Source organism: Kribbella sp. CA-247076, from assembly GCF_050942445.1.
GTDB lineage: Bacteria > Actinomycetota > Actinomycetes > Propionibacteriales > Kribbellaceae > Kribbella.
Genome location: NZ_CP192051.1, coordinates 5,464,137 through 5,481,742 on the forward strand (window position 1 = coordinate 5,464,137; position 17,606 = coordinate 5,481,742).

A 17,606-nucleotide genomic window follows, 5' to 3' on the forward strand; every position below is an offset into this window, starting at 1 on the left:
TCACAAATAGTCAAGCTGACTTGACCAAGCCAGCTTGACTATCATGAGCGCCATGACGCGTTCGGGCAAGCTCGATTTCGGAATTCTGCTGCTGCTCGCCGATCAGGAGTTCGTCCGCGCGCTGCGGGCCGCGACGGCCGGGCAGGGGTTCGACGACCAGGGGCGGTCGGACGGGTTCGTGCTGCGCACGTTGAGCGCCGGGCCGACGAGTATCAGCGGGCTCGCGGAGCGGCTGGAGATCACCAAGCAGGGTGCGAGTCAGATCGTCGACGACATGGAACGGCGTGGGTACGTCGAACGCCGCCCGGACCCGGCCGACGCCCGCGCCCGCCTCCTCCACCTCACGGCCCGCGGCGAGGCCGCGCTCACGGCGGCCCGGCGATTCCACCAGGCCTACGAACGAAAGCTCCGCCGCCAGTTCGGCGACGGAGCGATCGACAGCGTGCGCGAGGTGCTGACCGCGATGGCCGGCGAGGCCCAGATCAGCAACCCACACTTCCGGGCACTGATGTTCTAGCTGAAGTACTTCGGGAAGTAGTCGTGGGTGGGCCAGGACTTGACGCCGTTGGCGGCGGTCCACATCGCGCCGTCGATGTCGGCGTACGACTTCCCGCTGGCGTCGTCGCGGCGGTTGAACAGTGCCGCCCAGCTCATCCCGGAGTACGTCCGGACGAGCAGGCTGTAGCTGCCCGGCAGGCTGCCGGTGTGCCAGGTGTTGCGACCGGTGCCGCCCGACGTCGGCCGGACCTGCCAGCCGAGGCCGTAGTACCAGCCGTTGCTGACGCCGGTCTCGGGCTTGGCCCAGATCGCGTTCAGCGACGTCGCATTCAGCACCGAGGACGACGCGTCGAACATCCGCGCCCAGCGCACCAGGTCCGGGGCACTCGCGATCCAGCCGCCGTTGGCGTCGTGGATCCGCATGCTGAAGGTCCCGTACGGCGCTGCCACGGTCGCGCCGGTGGTGTCGAGCACGGTGCGGCCGGTGTACTGCGACTCGTACGGCAGCTCACCGGCGTGCTTCGCGATGCTCCAGCCGAGCGCCATCCGCTTGATCTTCAACGGGGTCAGCAACTTCTGCTGCACGTAGGTGGCGTAGCTCAGGCCACTGACCTTCTCGATCACCCGGCCGGCCAGCAGGTACCCGAAGTTCGAGTAGACGGCCTTGCTGCCCGGCGTGAAGTTCAGCTTCTGGCCGGCCATGTACTTGATCACGTCGGCGTGGTGCAGCTCCATCGGTACGCCGAGCGCCTGGGAGATCGTGGCGTCCTTGAAGTTCGGGTCGCCGGACAGGTCGCGGTCCCAGCCGCCGAGGTGCTGCAGCAGCCGCTTGATCGTGATCGCCGGCCAGCGGGTGTCCCGGCTCTGACCGGCCGGCGGGGTGATGCCGAGGATGCTGGTCACCGGCGTGGACAGGCTCAGCTTGCCGTCCTGCACGAGTTTCATGATCGCCGCCGCGGTGACCGACTTCGACAGGCTCGCGATCCGGAACAGCGACGTCGGCTGGACGTCCAGCGAGGTCGACGTACTGTAGCCGCGGGCAAGGACCAGCCGGCCCTTGTAGGTGACCGCGAGCTGCCCGCCGGTGATACCGCGGGCCTGCATGAACGACTTCATCTGGCTGTCGAAGCCGGCCAGGGCCGAGACCGCGGTCCCGGTCGTCTTCCAGGTCGCGGCGGCATCGGCGGACCGGCTGAGCACCGTTCCCGCTCCGGTGCCGGCGGCGGCGACCGCTCCGGTGGCGACAGCGAGCTTGCCGAGGTTCCGGCGGGTCAACTCCACGAACGTGTTCTCCTTCGGCTCTTACCAGGCAGGGGATCCGAAGGAGTCTCTCATCGCAAGGGTTCTAGGGTGTGTCTGACAATTCAGCGCCCGGCGATGGATTGTCAGACACGCCCTTAGTCGACGATGGTTGCGTACGAGATCACACCGCGGCGGATCTGGTCGACGACGGCCCGTGCGGTAGCGCGCAACGCAGTGTCACCGGCGGCGTCCGCGACCTGCTCGGTGAGGTCGATCAGTTGCTTCACCCAACGAACGAAGTCACCGGCGGCCAGGTCCGACTCGTACAGCACCTCGGCCAGCGACGCGCCCGACGCCCACCGGAACGCGGGCCAGCAGAACCCGAGGTCCATCGACCGCAGGAAGTCCACCCGCATGTCCCGCTCCAGCGCGGACAGCTCCCGCCAGATCGATCCCATCCGCTCCAGCGCCTGCCGTACGTCGCCGCGCGGCAACCGTGGCGAGGTCGGCTCGTCCTTCGACCGCGCCTCGTACACCAGCGCGGCCAGGCACGCGGCCAGCTCCGGCACGGTCAGGTCGTCGAAAACTCCTTGCCGGAGGCACTCGGCGGCGACCAGGTCGAGCTCGGTGTAGATCCGCGCCAACCGGTCGCCGGCCTCGGTCGTCTTGTCGCCGTCCAGGTAGTGCAGCGCGTTCAGCACCTGGCAGACCCGGTCGAACTGGCGGGCGATCGTGTTCGTCCGCGCCTCGATCTTCCGCTGCACCTCGCGGTTCTCCCGGTCGAGCCGGAAGTACCGCTCCGCCCAGCGGGCGTGGTCCTCGCGGTCCGAGCAGCCGTGGCACGGGTGCGCGCGCAACTGCGCGCGCATCTCCTGCAACTCCGGGTCGTCCGCGTGCGTGACCACGTCGCGACCGCGGGAACGGGACGGCGGACCGTCCTCGCCGAGCATGTCGGTGCGATTCCGCAGTACCTGGGCCAGCTCACGGCGCTGCTGCGGGTTGCGCGGGTTGAACTTCTTCGGGATCCGCAGTGAGTCGATCGCCTCGACCGGCGTCGGGAAGTCGATCATCGACAGCTTGCGGACCTGACGGTCCAGCGTCAGCACGGTCGGCCGCGGGCCTTCGCGCTCCGACCGCATCCCCGGGTCGAGGACGAGCGCCCAGCCGGCGCTCCGGCCGGCCGGGATCCGGACGATGTCGCCGATCCGGAGCTTCTCGATCGACTCCTGCGCCTCGACCCGCCGGTCCAGCTTGCGCCGCTTGGAGCCGGACGACTCGCGCTCACCGATCCGCCGGCGCAGGTCGGCGTACTCGAGGAAGTCGCCGAGGTGGCAGTCGATCGACTCCTTGTATCCCTCGAGCGCCTCGGTGTTGCGCTGCACCTGCCGAGCCAGCCCGACCACGGCCTGGTCGGACTGGAACTGGGCGAACGACAGCTCGAGCATGTCCCGCGACCGCGAGCGTCCCACCTGGCGGACCAGGTTGACGGCCATGTTGTACGACGGGGAGAACGACGAGCGCAGCGGATACGTGCGGGTCGAGGCCAGCCCGGCCACCGCCCGCGGGTCGAATCCCGGCTGCCAGAGGACGACCGCGTGTCCCTCGACGTCGATGCCACGTCGCCCGGCCCGGCCGGTGAGCTGGGTGTACTCCCCCGGCGTGATGTCGACGTGCGCCTCGCCGTTCCACTTGCTCAGCTTCTCCAGCACGACCGTGCGGGCCGGCATGTTGATGCCCAGGGCAAGCGTCTCGGTGGCGAACACGACCTTGATCAGGCCGCGCGCGAACAGCTCCTCGACGACCTCCTTGAAGGCCGCCAGCATGCCCGCGTGGTGCGCGGCGATCCCGCGGCTGAGCGCCTCGGCGAAGTCGTGGTAGCCGAGCACGCCGAGGTCCTCGTCGGGCAGGTCGGCGGTCCGCTCGGCGAGCACCCGCTTGATCTCGTCCCGCTCGTGCGGCTTGGTCAGCCGCAGACCCGACCGCAGGCACTGCACCATCGCGTCCTCGCAGCCCTTGCGGGAGAAGATGAAGTAGATCGCCGGCAGCAGCGCGCCGGCGTCCAGCTCCTCCACCACGTCCGAGCGGTACGGCGTGAAGTGCGTCCGGGACGGCCGGTTCTTCGGCAGGTCGCGACGCCGGCGTGGTTTGCGCGAGTCGTCGCGGAAGATCCGGTTGTCGTCCCGGGCGATCCGGACCAGCTGCGGGTTGACCAGATCCTTGATGTCGACCTGGTTCGCCTTCGCCGGATTACCTGACTTCGAGGGAGCGCCGACCCGCGCGGTCGGCGCTTCGCCGGCGAACAGGTCGTGCAGCCGCTTGCCGACCATCACGTGCTGGAACAGCGGCACCGGCCGCTTCTCCTCCAGGACGACGACCGTGTTGCCGCGGACCGTCTCCAGCCAGTCGCCGAATTCCTCGGCGTTGCTGACGGTCGCCGACAGCGAGACCACCGACACCGAGTCGGGCAGGTGGATGAGCACTTCCTCCCACACCGCGCCACGAGACCGGTCCGCCAGGTAGTGCACTTCGTCCATCACGACGTACGACAGGCCGAGCAGGGTGTTCGAGCCGGCGTACAGCATGTTGCGGAGGACCTCGGTCGTCATCACGACGATCGGGGCCTCGGAGTTGATCGAGTTGTCACCGGTGAGCAGGCCGACCTTCTCGGCGCCGTACCGGCTCACCAGATCGCCGTACTTCTGGTTGCTCAGGGCCTTGATCGGGGTGGTGTAGAAGCACTTTTGCCCACGCTGCAGGGCAAGGTGGACGGCAAACTCGCCGACCAGCGTCTTGCCGGAGCCGGTCGGCGCCGCCACCAGCACCTGGTGACCGTCCTCGAGGGCGGCACAGGCGCGCAACTGGAACTCGTCCAGCTCGAAGTCGTAGAGCGCCCTGAACTCCTTCACGGCCGGATGCTCCTGGTCCGAGCGGAACGAGGCGTACTTCTCGGACGGGGTGCTCATGGCCCCAATCTATGCGACCGCACCTACAAGAAACGTCGCGGCGCGGTCCAGAGCCTGGTCGGCCTCGTCCATCACGCCCACCATCAGCGGGTAGACGTGCGGCGCGCCGGCCACCACGTCCAGGCTGACGTCGACCTCTTGTTCCGCTGCCCGGACCGCGAGCCGGAGCGCGTCGTCGAGCAGGACCTCAGCCGATCCGACCTGGATCAGCAGCGGCGGGAGCCCGCTCAGGTCGCCCAGGAGCGGACTGGCCAGTTCGTCTTTCGGATCATGGCCGGCGAGATACGCCTCGGCGTACTCCTCCATGTGTGCGCGGCTGAACAACGGGTCGAGGTCACCGCGGCTGTCGATACTCGTTCCGGACAGCGTCAGGTCGGCCCACGGCGAGAACACGACCGCGGCTTCCGGCAGCCGCAGACCTTCGCGCCGCGCCGCGAGCATCGTCGCCAGCGCCAGCCCGCCGCCCGCTGAGTCGCCCGCGATCAAGATCGGACGGCCGGTTTCCACCAGCTCCTTGTACGCCGCCAGCGCGTCGTCGAGCGCGGCAGGGAAGGGATTCTCGGGCGCCAGCCGGTACTCCAGCGACACCGCCGGCAGCCCGGTACGGCGAGCGAGCGGGACCGCGAGGTTGGCCCCGGTCCGCGCCGACCCGACCACGTAACCGCCGCCGTGCAGATAGAAGATCACCGCCTCAGCGCCGTTGTGAGCCCGGGCGGCCGCGCCGACACCGTCCGCGCCGGCGCCGCTGTCAGCTCCGGCGGGCGCGTCGGCACCGTCAGCGCTGTCGATGCGGACGTCCAGGGCCGGGACGCCGCCCAGGGTGCGTGGCGTCAGCGTGACGTCGTCGCCGAGCGGGCGGCTCGCGAACAGCTCGTCGAACTCAGCCCGCTGCTGCGCCGGCGTCCGGCCGAGCTCGCCCTTGGTGATCAGACCGCGCGCGAACGCGCGTTGTTCCTGCGTCATCGTCGTCTCCATCGGTGATAGATTCCAAGGAATGTACTTCCTGCTAACTACATTCCGAGGAATCTAATTCCGGGGAATCTTGGAGCCGCTCTGTGACTGATCTCACAGCTCTGTTCACGGATCTGGTCCGGCTGGAGACGCGGCTCTACAACGTGCTCGACGCCCGGCTGAAGGCGGAGCACGACCTGCCACTCGGTCAGTTCGAGTTCCTGCGCTTCCTCGCGGACCGGCGGACGGCGCGGGTCTACGACCTCGCCCACCAGATGGCGATCACCGTCGGCGCCACCAGCAAGGCCGTCGACCGGCTCGAGGCCGCCGGCCGCTGCCGCCGTACGGCGAACCCGGACGACCGGCGCTCGTCCCTGGTCACGGTCACCCCGCAGGGGCAACGCGACCTCGCGGCGGCGACTCCCACGGTCGAGGCCGAGCTGCAGACGTGGATCGGCTCGGTCCTCCCGGCGGAAGTCCTGGAGAACCTCGCGGTCAGCCTCTCGATGCTGCGGCAACGCGCCGAGGCCGACCACCGGACCGACCGCCAGGAACCCGGACGCCCAGGCCATCACAACGCACCGATCCCGCCCCGGCCCACGCTCGGCCAGGACGGCGACGCGCAATTGTGATGGCCTGGCGGTCCGCTAGGCGAAGACGGTCAGGGCGCCGGGGGCGATGGTGACGTCCACCGGGAGGGCGCCGAGGGGCTCGCCGTCGGCGTACGCCGTGATGCCGGGCGACTCGATCCGGACCATCCGGCCGCGCAGGGTGCGCACCATCGGGTGGCCGACGTGGGTGCCCTTGGACAGCTTCGGGAACATCTGCAGCAGGGTCAGCCGCGACACCGGCTCGATGATCGTCACGTCGAGGAGACCGTCGTCGATCTCGGCGCCGGCCAGGATCTGCAGTCCGCCGCCGTACGTCGGGCCGGTGCCGACCGCGACCAGCATGGCCCTGGTCTCGATCACGTCGTCGTCGACGGTCACGACGTACTCGAGCGGCTTGAACGTGCGTAGCTCGGCGAGCGTGGCCAGCGTGTAGCGGGAATTGCCCTTCGGCCAGCTCATCGCGTTGGCGCGCTTGTTCACGAGTGAGTCGAAGCCGCCGGCCAGGACCGTGGTGATGTACTCGTCCTTGGCCACCGCCAGGTCGATCGCCCGCGTCCGGCCGGCCACGATCAGCTCGGCCGCCGCGGCCGGGTCGTTCAGCGGTACGCCGATCCCGCGGGCGAAGTCGTTGCCGGTGCCGGCCGGGATCACACCGAACGGCATCCCCGACTTCGCCAGCACCTGGGCGCCGAGGTGGATCGTGCCGTCGCCGCCGATCAGCGCGACCGCGTCCGCGCCGGAGGCGATCACGTCGGCGGAGATCCGGCCGACGTCCTCCGCACACGTGGTCGCGTGCACGTCGACGGTCAGCCCGGCCGCCGCCAGCCGGCCGCGCACGACCGGCGCCACCCGGCCACCAAGACCTTTGCCGGAGGTGGGATTCACCACCAGCGCGACCCGCCGCCCCATCAGTCGGCCAGGAGTTCCTCGGTCTTGCGGGCTCGCCGGCGGTCGTTGAGCCGCGAGATCACCTCCGCGACGAAGAACAGGATGCACATCGGGATCGCCAGCAGGCACATCGTGAACGGGTCACCGGACGGGGTGGCGACCGCGGCGAAGACGAAGATCACCAGCACGATGTACGGCCGGAACCTGCCGAGGGCCGCGCCGGCGACGATGCCCAGCATGTTCAGCAGGATGACGACCAGCGGGATCAGGAACGCCACCCCGAAGACCAGCATCGTGCGCAGCACGAAGTCGAGGTAGTCGGGCAGCTCGACCAGGTTCTGGATGTCCAGCGGGGTGAAGCCCAGCAGGATCTCGATGCCCTTCGGCAGCGTCCAGTAGGCCACCCAGATGCCGCCGGCGAACAGCGGGGTGGCGAGCGCGGAGAAGACGTAGGCCCACTTGCGCTCGTTGCGGTGCAGCCCGGGGGCGATGAAGGCCCACAGCTGGTACAGCCAGACCGGCGCGGCCAGGATCAGCCCGAATAGGGCCGAGATCTTGATCCGGAACGTCAACGGGTTGCCGACACCGGGAAAGGTCAGCTGCGGCAGCTTGTCGCTGCCGGCGTCCTTGGCCAGCTCCGTCACGCTGGTGAGGAACGGCTTGGTCAGGAAGTTGAAGGCCTCGTCGTAGAAGATCCAGCCGACCACGGTCCCGACCACGATCGCGAGCACACTGATCACCAGCCGGTTGCGCAGCTCGATGACGTGCTCGCGCAGGGTCATCCGACCCTCGTCGTCCTTCGGGCGGCGTTCCGGTTTCTCCTTGCGCCGTCCGATCTTCACCAAAGACACCGGCGGTGTGCTCGGCTCAGTTGGCCGTGTGCGGCGGCAGGCCGTCGCCCGGCGCCTGGCCGTTCACCTGGTTCGGCTGCTGCGCGGCCTGCGCCTGCGTCTGCGGCGCCTGCTGGGTCGGGCCCTGGGCGGGCTGGTTGGTGCCCTCGGTCAGCTCCGGGTCCTTCTTCTTCGGACCGACCTCTTCCTCCCAGATCTTCTTCGACTTGCCGAGCTGCTTCACCAGAGCCGGCAGCTTGGCCGATCCGAACAGCAGCACGACGATGGCGAGAATGATGAGCCACTCCGCGCCCTGGGGCATGCCGATGAGCGGTGCCATGTCGATCTCCCTTTCACAAAACTTCCGACTCGTGGCTCGAGCGTGAGAACTGGGCCGATACTACGCCGGAGCGCGCTCATCCTCGCGGGTCTGTCCAGACCCGGCCGGGGACATCGCGGCGTCCAGCTTGGACTGGGCGGCGACCAACTCACGCGTCAGCGCCTTGCCTTGGCCCCACAACCTCCGCGCGAGCAGGGCGAGGACCAGCGTCCACACCGCCACCACGCCGAGGAACAGCAGGAACCAGTACATACCCAGGAGCCTAGCCGGTTCCCGGTGATCGCCCACGCCCCGCGTGGCGTCTCGGCGGACAACGGTGTCGGAACGTGATGGTAAAACCGGGTGTCGCCGGGCGGACACGGCCTGCGGCTGCCGGTCGGCCGGTCAACCGGCAGACTTCTCCCTCTGGGCGCGCCCGCTGTCTGTACGGCGCGCGGGGCGCGGGACACGGACAGGTTTGGTACGGCGAGGGGGCGGCACACGGATGTTGCGGATCGGGGTCGAGGAGCGGCGGACACGGATCGGCCGGCGGCACCGGCTCGGACCGGCCGTCCAGGCGGCCGACCCGGTCGAGGCGGCCACGGCCATGGTCGCGCTACATGCCACCGACCCGGCCACGGTCCACCTGTCGGTCGCGGCACGGGTGCCAGGGAGTGAGGTGGCCGGCACGGAGCGTGCACTGTACGACGACCGGACGCTGATCCGGATGCTCGGCATGCGGCGGACGGTGTTCGTCGTACCGACGTCGTTCGCGCCCGTCGTCCAGGCGGCGTGCACGGACGACATCGCGGTCAAACAGCGGAAACTGCTGGTCAAGCACCTGACCGAGGCCGGGGTCGCTCTCGACACCGACGCCTCCGCGACCTGGTTGCGCGCGGTCGAGGAGTCGACGGCCACCGCGCTGACGCTGCGTGGGTCGGCGACGGCTCAGGAGCTGTCCGCGGACGAGCCGCGGCTGCGGACCCGGCTCAGCATGGCGGAGGGCAAGGCGTACGCCGCTCAGCCGTACGTGACGAGCCGAGTGCTGTTCCAGCTCTCCGCCGAGGGCCGGATCGTGCGCGGGCGCCCGCTGGGGACGTGGCTGAGCAGCCAGCACCAGTGGTCACCGGCGGACGACTGGCTGCCGGGTGGGCTCGGTGACAAGCTGACCGCCGATGAGGCGCGGGTGAGACTGGCGAGGGCGTGGCTGTCGTCGTTCGGCCCGGGTACGGCGGCCGACCTGCAGTGGTGGACCGGGTGGACGGCCGGGCAGACGAAGAAGGCGCTGACCGCGGTCGAGGCGATCGCCGTGGACCTCGACGGTCAGGTCGGCTACGTGCTGCCGGGTGACGAGGCGCCGGAGGTCCCGGTGGAGCCGTGGGTGGCGTTCCTGCCCGCGCTGGACCCGACGCCGATGGGCTGGAAGGAACGCGACTGGTACCTCGGCGAGCACAAGGCGAAGCTCTTCGACACCACCGGCAACGTCGGCCCGACGATCTGGGCCGACGGCCGCATCATCGGCGGCTGGGGCCAGCCCGAGTCCGGCGAGGTCCGCTTCGAACTCCTCGAGGACGTCGGCCGCGAGATCACCCAACTCGTCGAGGCCGAAGCCGCCCGCTGGACCACCTGGCTCGCCGGCGTCCGCGTAACCCCGCGCTTCCGCTCCCCCCTCGAAAAACACCTCAGCCAACCCTGACCCCGCCCCGCCCCGGCCCGCCGCACGGGGGGAGTCAGTCGTCGTAGGCTTTGAGGGCTTGGCGGGCGGTGGCTGCTATCTGGGTGGTGAGGTCGGGTGGGTCGAGGACCGTGGCGGCGCCGCCGAGGCGGAGGACGAGGCGTTGGAGCCAGCCGGTGTCGGCCACCCGGAGCCTGACGATGAGCGAACCTTCGGGGCCTTCCTCGACCGACTCGTTCGGGTAGTACTCGGCGACCCAGCGGGCCGGCGGCGCCAGCCGGACGGTCGCGAGCAGGTCGCGCTCGGACGGCTGGAACATGCCGTTCGACAGGTCGCGCGGGGTCGCTTCCGGCGGCGGCTGACTGGGCAGGTCCAGCAGCTTCACGGCGGCGATCCGGTCCAGCCGGAAGAGCCGGACGTCCTCCGCCAGCCGGCACCAGGCCTCCAGGTACGTCCGCCCCTCCGACACGACCAGGCGCATCGGATCCACGTCGCGCTCGGTGGTCTCGTCGCGCGACGGTACGTCGTACGTCAGGTGCAGCCGGCGCTTCCCGGCCAGGCCTCGGTTGACCGTCTCGGCGATCTCCGGGTCGGCCGGCTCGACGTGTACGTGGGCCGCCCGGCCCTCACTCGCGGCCGCGGCCTCCCCCGCGGCGCGCTCGAGTTTGGCGATCGCCCGGTCGACGGCGTCCCGGTCGGGCCCCGCGGTCACCTCGCGGAGGGTGCGGAGTGCGGTCAGCAGCGCGAGTGCCTCGTCGGCGGCCAGCCGCAGCGGGCGCGCCAGGTAGTCGGCGTTGTTGATGTGGATGACGCCTTCGCCCTCGGCCGCCTCGATGTCGATCTCGATCAGATCGCCCATCTGCGCGCCGGGCAGACCGCAGAACCACAGCACCTTCAGGTCCGCGATGATCTGCTTCGGCCGGACGCCGAACTCCTTGGCGACGTCGTCGACCCGGGCGCCGTCGTTCTCCCGCAGGTACGGCACCAAGGCCAGCAGCCGCTGCACCTGATCACGCGCGTTACTCATGCGTGGGCAACCGTCCTCAGCCGCCACAGCACTCCGTCGAGTACGTCGCCCGGACCCTCGACCACCGCGTCCGGGCCGTACGACGCGATCTCCTCGGCCAGTACGCCGGAGTCGCCGTACGGGACGTGCAGGAGGTCCCAGCCCTCCTCGTACGGCTCGATCGCGTTGGCACGCCGGCGCAGGCTGACACACGAGCCGGTGCGGGCCCGGACCTTCGCCTCCGACGTCGGCCGCGGCGGCGCGAGCTCCTCGACCAGTGACCGCAGGTCGGTGCCCTCCGGGACGGTGAACGCGTCCGGCTCCCCCACTGTCCTGACGTCGCCGCGGATCCGCGAGAGCCGGAACATCCGGGTCGCCTGACGGTCCCGGTCGCGACCGACGACGTACCAGCGGCCGTGCCAGGAGACGATGCCCCACGGCTCCAGGGTGCGCGTGGTCGGCTCGGACGCGCCGCTGCGCAGGTGCTCGAAGCGCACGACCTGGCGGGCGACGACAGCCGACCACAGCGGGTCGAATGCCGGCTCGGACGCGCCGACGTGCGGCTCGATCGCGCTCAGCGCGGACTGGTCGGTCTGGATCCCGGCCGCCTTCAGCTTGAGCACGGCCGACGTGGTCGCCTCGGCCAGGCTGGCGTGCTGCCAGACCCGGGCGGCGACGCCCAGCACGGCGGCCTCGTCCGGCTCGAGGTGGACCTCGGGCAGCTCGAACACGTCCCGGCGGATCCGGTAGCCGACCTCGTCGGAGAAGAACTTGTCGATCGTGCCCATCTCGATCGGGATGCCGAGATCGCGCAGCTCGTCCTTGTCCCGCTCGAACATCTTCTCGAACGCGTCGTCGGTCTGGCCCGCGTACCCCTCGACCACCTCGCGGATGCGTTCCTTGGTCACGTAGGTGCGCGCGACCAGGAGGCAGATGACCACGTTGAGCAGTCGCTCACTCTTCCGCGCCGACACCCGACCACCTTACGGCCTCCGAGCGTCAAATCCCGCCCTCCCGCACCGAAATCTTCGAACACCGGTTCGACGCACTACAGTCGGGCTGTGATTCGCTGGCGGGACGGTGTGGTGCTCGAGGTCGGCCGGAGCTGGGCCGGTGCGCTCGAACTGACTGTGACGGTCGATTCGCAGTCCGTACGCGCTCTGGCGTACCCGGAGCTCGTCGGTACGCCGCTGGCGGGCGACCGCGTGCTGCTGAACGTCGGGGCGCTCGACAAGGGACTCGGGACGGGCGGGTACGCGCTCGTGGTCGCCGTACCGGATCGGCTGCCGGCAGACCCGCCCGAGCACGGGCACCTGGTCAAGGCGCGCTACACGCCGTTGCAGGCGATGGTGCTCGGTGCGGACGAGCAGGACTCCCCGGACCACGACGTACTGCGTGATGCGGACGACCTGTTCGGTACGCCGGTCGTCGTGGCGGACCTGCACTCGGCGCTGCCCGCCGTACTGGCCGGGGTGTACGAGGCTCGGCCGACCACTCGGGTGGTGTACGTGATGACCGATGGTGGGGCGCTCCCACTCGCGTTTTCGCGGACTGTGGCGGCGTTGCGGGACAGCGGCTGGTTGAGCGCGACTGTGACCGTCGGGCAGGCGTACGGCGGGGATCGGGAGGCTGTGACCGTACACACCGGGCTGTTGACGGCGGTGCACGTGCTGGCGGCCGAGGTCGTCGTACTGACGCAGGGGCCGGGCAATCTGGGGACCGGCACGCGGTGGGGGTTCTCCGGGGTGCAGTCGGGTGAGGCGGTCAACGCGGTTGGGACGCTGGGCGGACGGGCTGTCGCGTCGCTGCGGATCTCGGAGGCGGATCCGCGCCCGCGGCACCGGGGGATCTCGCACCACAGCCTGACCGCGTACGGGCGGGTGGCGTTGCAGCCGGCGGATGTCGTCGTACCCGATCTGCCGGGTGAGTTCGGTGACGCGGTGCGGGACGCGGCCGAGCCGTTGAAGGCGCGGCATCGGGTCGTGCGGGTAGGTGTCGACGGGTTGTACGAGGCCATGCGAGCGGCGCCGGTGAAGTTGTCGACGATGGGGCGGGATCTGGACGGCGATCGCGCGTACTTCGAGGCTGCTGCGGCGGCGGGGCGGCATGCGGCCGGGCTGGTGGACGTACCTCCACCGGGGCTGGGGTCTCAGTACTCCTGATCCGGGAGGCGTTCGCGGTGAGGCTGGAAGCATGGCAACCATTGCTCCCTCCTCAGCCCCGCTGACCGCACGTTGGGCGACCCTGATGTGGTTGCTCGCCGTCGGCGCGGGTGTCGCCGAGTCCGTCGTCGGAGCCGTGCATGCGGTGGCGGACGGCATCTCCGTCCCCGGTCTGGTAGCCCAGTTGGCCGTGCGGGTGCTGGTGTACGGCGGTCTGTTCGTCGTGATCGACCGCTACTTCCGGCACGGCGTCCCCTGGTCCCGCTACCTGCTGGCCGGCCTCCTAGGCACCGTCGGGCTCGCGTCCCTCCTCTACGAACCCATCACCTGGCTCCAGGCCAACAACCTCACCGCCATCCCCTGGTCCCCCACCTTCCTCCTCACCGCCCTCCTCCGAACCCTCCACCTGACCACCCTCCTCACGGCCTTGACCCTCACCCTCCATCCAGCCACCATCCGCTGGTTCCACCGCTAGCACCACAAAGACCGGCCTCCCCGAGGGGAGACCGGCCTTCGGCACAACTCTGGAGCTACTGGCCTTGCTGCTTGGGGGCCGGGAAGCAACCCTTACTGCCCGGCCGGAGGCCGGTTTACTGGCCCTGCTGCTTGGGGGCGGGGAAGGCGTTCAGGATGTCGATGACGGCGAAGGCGTTGATGGCCTTGCCCTTGTCGTCCTTGGACGGAGGCAGCTCGACGAGCACGCGGCTGCCGATCGGGATGCCGGCGAGGCCGTCGAGGGCGCCGCTCTGGCCGTTCGGGCCGGGGCCGACCTGGAGCTGGTCGGTCGGCGCACCCGGCTGCGCGGGCTGGCCCTGCGCGGCGGGCTGGCCGTCCCACGTGCTGGCCTGCTTCTTGCCGGTGTAGTCGTAGACGACGTACCGCCCGATCAGCTGGCTGCCCTTGTCCACCGGCTTGCCCTTGCCGAGCGCGAACACGACCGGCTTGCCCGGCTTCGCCGGCGCCTTGGTGCCGGCCGGGACCGCGACCTTCGGCTCCGCGTTCAGCTCGCCGGTGACCTTGATCTTGCTCGCCGCCGAGGTGGCCGGGGTCGCGTCCAGCGGGGTGTCGTTGGCGGCCGCGCCGACCAGGTCGACGACGAAGATCAGCGTGTCGTCACCCTTGATGCCGGCCTGCTCGTTGCCGCTCTCCTTGTAGCCCTTGTCGGACGGGATGGACAGCAGCACCCGGCTGCCGATCTTCTTCCCGACCAGACCCTCGTCCCAGCCGGCGATGACGCCACCGACCCCGATCGGGAACGACGACGGCGCGCCCCGGTCGTAGGAGTTGTCGAAGACCTTGCCGTCGCGCCAGATCTGACCGAGGTAGTTCGCGGTGAGCAGCTCACCCTTCTTGACCACCGGCCCGTCGCCCTCCTTGAGGACCTCGGTCACCAGCGTCTTCTCCGGCTCGCCCTCGCGGTGGGTGACGGTCGGCTTCTGGCCGAACTCCGAGGTCACCTTGATCCCGCCGGCACCGAACTCCGGCTCCTCGGAGCCACAGGCCACCAAGCCGGCACCGAGCGCCGCCACCGCGACCAGACTCAACAACTTGCGCACGAAACGAGCACCTCGAAACATCCCGGCGCGGTCCGCGCCGCTCGACTCACGGTCAACAACGCGCCCACCCTAGCCTGCACGCGCAACAACACCAGCGTCCGCCTGCGTCACCGTTGGGTCACACCACGTACAGTCACAGCGCTCAGAAGCCGACAGCGTTGTACGGCGCCCGCTCCTGTCGCAGCAAGGCGTCCAGCCGGGACGCAGCCCCCGCAGTGTGCTCAGCAAGCCGCCCGGCGTGCAGCAACACCACAGCACTCATCCCGCCGAGGTACAGCGAGCCCAAGTCGGCCACCGACAGGCTGAGGTCCGCCGACTCCCCTGACACCGCCGTACACGTCGCTCCCTGCGGTGAAGCGTCCAGCCGCCAGCGGCCACCGTTGGAGCCGAGCAGATCATCCGCCACGTCCAGGACCAGCACATCGGCGACGGCGTACGCGCGCGCCTCGAGAGCCCGGCGTACGTCGAGGATCCGCAGCCAGAGGTTGTCACGAGTACGCGTGATCTTCGGCGCACGTGAGTTCGTCAACATCCACCGCAGTGGCTCGTCGACCGGACGCCTGGCCGCCACCACGCGATTCGTGAGGTCGAAGTCCGTCAGCAAGCCCCACAGCGCCCGATACGCAGCCAGGTTGAGCGCCTCGAACGCGGACACCTGCAACGCACCGGCCTGAGCAGGGTCCAGGGACCACGGCAGCCGGAACACCGCGGCACCGTCCACCTCACCACTCGCGTTCCGATGCAGCAGGTGATGAGCCGGACCGGTGCCGTCCGCCGGCAGTCCGGCCGACGCAAGTCCCTCCCACTTCCCCGGCAGCGCGCTGATCTCCCCCACCCGCACAGCCCGGACCTGCTCGTGCAGCGTCGCCCACACCTCGGCCGCGACCGACGCGTCGACCAACTTCAGTGACCCCGGGTCCTCGAAGTCATCCCGGAAGGCAGCGTCAGTACGGCGCATCTCCCACCGGTGCTGGAACGTCGCCGGCCCGAACCCGTACCGCCCGTAGATCGTCGCCTCACTCGCACTCAACCCGGCCAGGAACTCGCCCCGCTGCACGCAGTCCTCGAGCATCGCGGTCATGATCTTCCGCAACAGCCCACGCCGCCGGTACGTCGGCAGGACGCCGGTCGACGTGACGCCGCCGAGCGCGACCTGCCGCTGTCCGGGGATGGTCACTTGGACCGAGACGATCCCGGAGGCGCCCGCGATCGTGCCGTCCACGAACGCCGCCTGTGGCCGGTACCAGTCGCTCTGGACCTCGTCGACGTACCGAACGAGGTCGGCCTCGGTCGCCGGGACCTGCGGCGGCCAGGCGGCCTGACCGGCGTACCAGGCCGAGGGCTCGGGTTCTTCCTGCGGGAGGCCGTTCACGAACGGCAGGACGCGCAGGTACTCCTTGGTCTCGGCCCTGGTCACCGGCCGGATCTCGATCGCCATGCCGCCCGTTCTACCCGGGCGGGTCCCTACTGGCGATCCGTTTTCCGGCCGTCACATGCTGGCGATGAGCTTCTCCACCCGCTCGTCGTGCGACTTGAACGGGTCCTTGCAGAGGACCGTGCGCTGGGCCTGGTCGTTGAGCTTGAGGTGGACCCAGTCGACGGTGAAGTCGCGGCGGCGCTCCTGCGCGCGCTTGATGAACTCACCGCGCAGCCGCGCCCGGGTCGTCTGCGGCGGCACCGACTTGGCCTCGAAGATCCGCAGGTCGTCGACCACCCGGGTGACCGCGCCCTTGCGCTCGAGCAGGTAGTACAGCCCGCGCGGCCGGTGGATGTCGTGGTACGCCAGGTCGAGCTGGGCGACCCGCGGGCTGGCCAGGCCGAGGTTGTTCTGCTGGCGGTAGCGCTCGATCAGCCGGTACTTGATCACCCAGTCGATCTCGCGCTCGATCCCGCTCAGGTCGCCGGACTCGATCGCCTTCAGCGTCCGCTCCCACAGCGACAGCGCGCGCTCGACGGCCGGCGTCCCGAGCTCGCGGCGGTCGACGAAGTCGCGGGCCTTGGTGAGGTACTCCCCCTGGATGTCGAGGGCGCTCGCCTCGCGGCCGTTGGCCAGCCGGACCTCGCGGCGGCCGGTCATGTCGTGGCTGATCTCGCGGATCGCCCGGATCGGGTTGTCCAGGGTCAGGTCGCGCATCACGATGCCGGCCTCGATCATCCGCAGCACCAGGTCGGTGCTGGCCACCTTGAGCAGCATGGTGGTCTCGGACATGTTCGAGTCGCCGACGATCACGTGCAGCCGGCGGAACCGCTCGGCGTCCGCGTGCGGCTCGTCGCGGGTGTTGATGATCGGCCGGGACCGCGTGGTCGCGCTGGACACGCCCTCCCAGATGTGCTCGGCCCGCTGGGACACCGAGTACACCGCGCCGCGCGGCGTCTGCAGCACCTTGCCGGCCCCGCAGATCAGCTGCCGGGTGACCAGGAACGGAATGAGTACGTCGGCCAGCTTGGCGAAGTCGCCATGCCGGCTGACCAGGTAGTTCTCGTGGCAGCCGTAGCTGTTGCCGGCCGAGTCGGTGTTGTTCTTGAACAGGTAGACGTCACCGAAGATGCCCTCGTCGTGCAGCCGCTTCTGCGCGTCCACCAGCAGACCCTCGAGGATCCGCTCGCCGGCCTTGTCGTGCGCGATCAGGTCGGTGACCGAGTCACACTCACCGGTCGCGTACTCCGGGTGGGAGCCCACGTCGAGGTAGAGGCGTGCCCCGTTGCGGAGGAAGACGTTGCTGCTCCGCCCCCAGGACACGACGCGCCGAAACAGGTACCGCGCCACCTCGTCGGGGGTCAGTCGGCGCTGACCGCGAAAGGTACACGTGACGCCGTACTCGTTCTCCAGACCGAAGATTCGCCGGTTCACACACCCACACTACGTGCCCCCTCCGACAACCGGGCCAGGTCCCAGGCGCGCCGT

The 17,606-nt window shown here is 69.8% G+C and carries 17 protein-coding genes; 5 read left to right on the forward strand and 12 right to left on the reverse strand.

The window, feature by feature from the left end; genetic code table 11:
- The first annotated feature begins 52 nt into the window (after nucleotides 1-52).
- The gene (locus ACQPYZ_RS25730; protein ID WP_433160608.1) at nucleotides 53-517 is read left to right on the forward strand and encodes a MarR family winged helix-turn-helix transcriptional regulator; all 465 of its coding nucleotides are present in this window, start codon (nucleotides 53-55) and stop codon (nucleotides 515-517) included.
- Here the strand turns inward: ACQPYZ_RS25730 and ACQPYZ_RS25735 are convergent.
- The 3 genes from ACQPYZ_RS25735 to ACQPYZ_RS25745 all read right to left on the reverse strand — a co-directional run bounded on the left by ACQPYZ_RS25735 (nucleotide 514) and on the right by ACQPYZ_RS25745 (nucleotide 5,678).
- Nucleotides 514-1,779 (reverse strand): serine hydrolase domain-containing protein, encoded by a 1,266-nt coding sequence (locus ACQPYZ_RS25735; RefSeq protein ID WP_433160609.1) that lies wholly within the window; start codon nucleotides 1,777-1,779, stop codon nucleotides 514-516. The two genes, ACQPYZ_RS25730 and ACQPYZ_RS25735, sit on opposite strands and share 4 nt — an antisense overlap.
- 116 nt (nucleotides 1,780-1,895) lie before the next feature.
- Nucleotides 1,896-4,703, reverse strand: a complete 2,808-nt coding sequence (locus ACQPYZ_RS25740) for a DEAD/DEAH box helicase (RefSeq protein ID WP_433160611.1) — start codon at nucleotides 4,701-4,703, stop codon at nucleotides 1,896-1,898.
- Nucleotides 4,704-4,712: 9 nt separating this feature from the next.
- Nucleotides 4,713-5,678, reverse strand: coding sequence for an alpha/beta hydrolase (locus tag ACQPYZ_RS25745; RefSeq protein WP_433160612.1), 966 nt, complete (start codon nucleotides 5,676-5,678; stop codon nucleotides 4,713-4,715).
- 80 nt (nucleotides 5,679-5,758) lie between these two features.
- Here ACQPYZ_RS25745 and ACQPYZ_RS25750 point away from each other — a divergent pair, with 80 nt between their 5' ends.
- A complete protein-coding gene (locus tag ACQPYZ_RS25750) occupies nucleotides 5,759-6,286 on the forward strand; it encodes a MarR family winged helix-turn-helix transcriptional regulator (RefSeq protein WP_433160614.1) in 528 nt (175 codons plus the stop codon).
- Nucleotides 6,287-6,301: 15 nt separating this feature from the next.
- On the opposite strand, the gene ACQPYZ_RS25755 is transcribed toward ACQPYZ_RS25750, so the two are convergent.
- From ACQPYZ_RS25755 to ACQPYZ_RS25770, 4 genes are read right to left on the reverse strand one after another with little or no spacing between them, the layout of a single operon-like run.
- Nucleotides 6,302-7,114, reverse strand: coding sequence for a diacylglycerol/lipid kinase family protein (locus ACQPYZ_RS25755; RefSeq protein WP_433160616.1), 813 nt, complete (start codon nucleotides 7,112-7,114; stop codon nucleotides 6,302-6,304).
- A 59-nt stretch (nucleotides 7,115-7,173) separates the two neighbouring features.
- Nucleotides 7,174-7,995 (reverse strand): twin-arginine translocase subunit TatC, encoded by an 822-nt coding sequence (tatC, locus tag ACQPYZ_RS25760; protein WP_433160618.1) that lies wholly within the window; start codon nucleotides 7,993-7,995, stop codon nucleotides 7,174-7,176.
- A 25-nt stretch (nucleotides 7,996-8,020) separates the two neighbouring features.
- Complete coding sequence (locus tag ACQPYZ_RS25765) at nucleotides 8,021-8,323, reverse strand: twin-arginine translocase TatA/TatE family subunit (protein WP_433160620.1); 303 nt, start codon at nucleotides 8,321-8,323, stop codon at nucleotides 8,021-8,023.
- Between the two features lie 60 nt (nucleotides 8,324-8,383).
- Complete coding sequence (locus tag ACQPYZ_RS25770; protein WP_433160622.1) at nucleotides 8,384-8,575, reverse strand: hypothetical protein; 192 nt, start codon at nucleotides 8,573-8,575, stop codon at nucleotides 8,384-8,386.
- Between the two features lie 232 nt (nucleotides 8,576-8,807).
- On the opposite strand from ACQPYZ_RS25770, the gene ACQPYZ_RS25775 reads away from it, so the two are divergent.
- Complete coding sequence (locus tag ACQPYZ_RS25775) at nucleotides 8,808-9,998, forward strand: winged helix DNA-binding domain-containing protein (protein ID WP_433160624.1); 1,191 nt, start codon at nucleotides 8,808-8,810, stop codon at nucleotides 9,996-9,998.
- Between the two features lie 34 nt (nucleotides 9,999-10,032).
- Here the strand turns inward: ACQPYZ_RS25775 and ACQPYZ_RS25780 are convergent, their stop codons facing one another.
- Nucleotides 10,033-11,004: a helix-turn-helix transcriptional regulator gene (locus tag ACQPYZ_RS25780; protein ID WP_433160626.1), complete on the reverse strand. Its 972-nt coding sequence runs from the start codon at nucleotides 11,002-11,004 to the stop codon at nucleotides 10,033-10,035.
- Nucleotides 11,001-11,957: a helix-turn-helix transcriptional regulator gene (locus ACQPYZ_RS25785; protein WP_433160628.1), complete on the reverse strand. Its 957-nt coding sequence runs from the start codon at nucleotides 11,955-11,957 to the stop codon at nucleotides 11,001-11,003. Before ACQPYZ_RS25785 ends, ACQPYZ_RS25780 begins: the two co-directional genes overlap by 4 nt.
- 87 nt (nucleotides 11,958-12,044) lie before the next feature.
- On the opposite strand from ACQPYZ_RS25785, the gene ACQPYZ_RS25790 reads away from it, so the two are divergent.
- Together ACQPYZ_RS25790 and ACQPYZ_RS25795 are read left to right on the forward strand one after the other, a co-directional pair.
- Nucleotides 12,045-13,145, forward strand: coding sequence for a DUF3866 family protein (locus ACQPYZ_RS25790; protein WP_433160630.1), 1,101 nt, complete (start codon nucleotides 12,045-12,047; stop codon nucleotides 13,143-13,145).
- A gap of 31 nt (nucleotides 13,146-13,176) precedes the next feature.
- On the forward strand, nucleotides 13,177-13,620 hold the full coding sequence (locus tag ACQPYZ_RS25795) for a hypothetical protein (protein ID WP_433160632.1): 444 nt from the start codon (nucleotides 13,177-13,179) through the stop codon (nucleotides 13,618-13,620).
- A 115-nt stretch (nucleotides 13,621-13,735) separates the two neighbouring features.
- Here the strand turns inward: ACQPYZ_RS25795 and ACQPYZ_RS25800 are convergent, their stop codons facing one another.
- From ACQPYZ_RS25800 to pafA, 3 genes are all read right to left on the reverse strand, one after another.
- A complete protein-coding gene (locus tag ACQPYZ_RS25800) occupies nucleotides 13,736-14,701 on the reverse strand; it encodes an FKBP-type peptidyl-prolyl cis-trans isomerase (protein WP_433160633.1) in 966 nt (321 codons plus the stop codon).
- 142 nt (nucleotides 14,702-14,843) lie between these two features.
- Nucleotides 14,844-16,139 carry a GNAT family N-acetyltransferase gene (locus tag ACQPYZ_RS25805; protein WP_433160634.1) on the reverse strand — a complete coding sequence of 432 codons (1,296 nt, stop codon included), beginning with the start codon at nucleotides 16,137-16,139 and terminating at the stop codon, nucleotides 14,844-14,846.
- A 51-nt stretch (nucleotides 16,140-16,190) separates the two neighbouring features.
- A complete protein-coding gene (gene pafA / locus ACQPYZ_RS25810; protein ID WP_132323127.1) occupies nucleotides 16,191-17,552 on the reverse strand; it encodes a Pup--protein ligase in 1,362 nt (453 codons plus the stop codon).
- Between the last annotated feature and the right edge of the window lie 54 nt (nucleotides 17,553-17,606).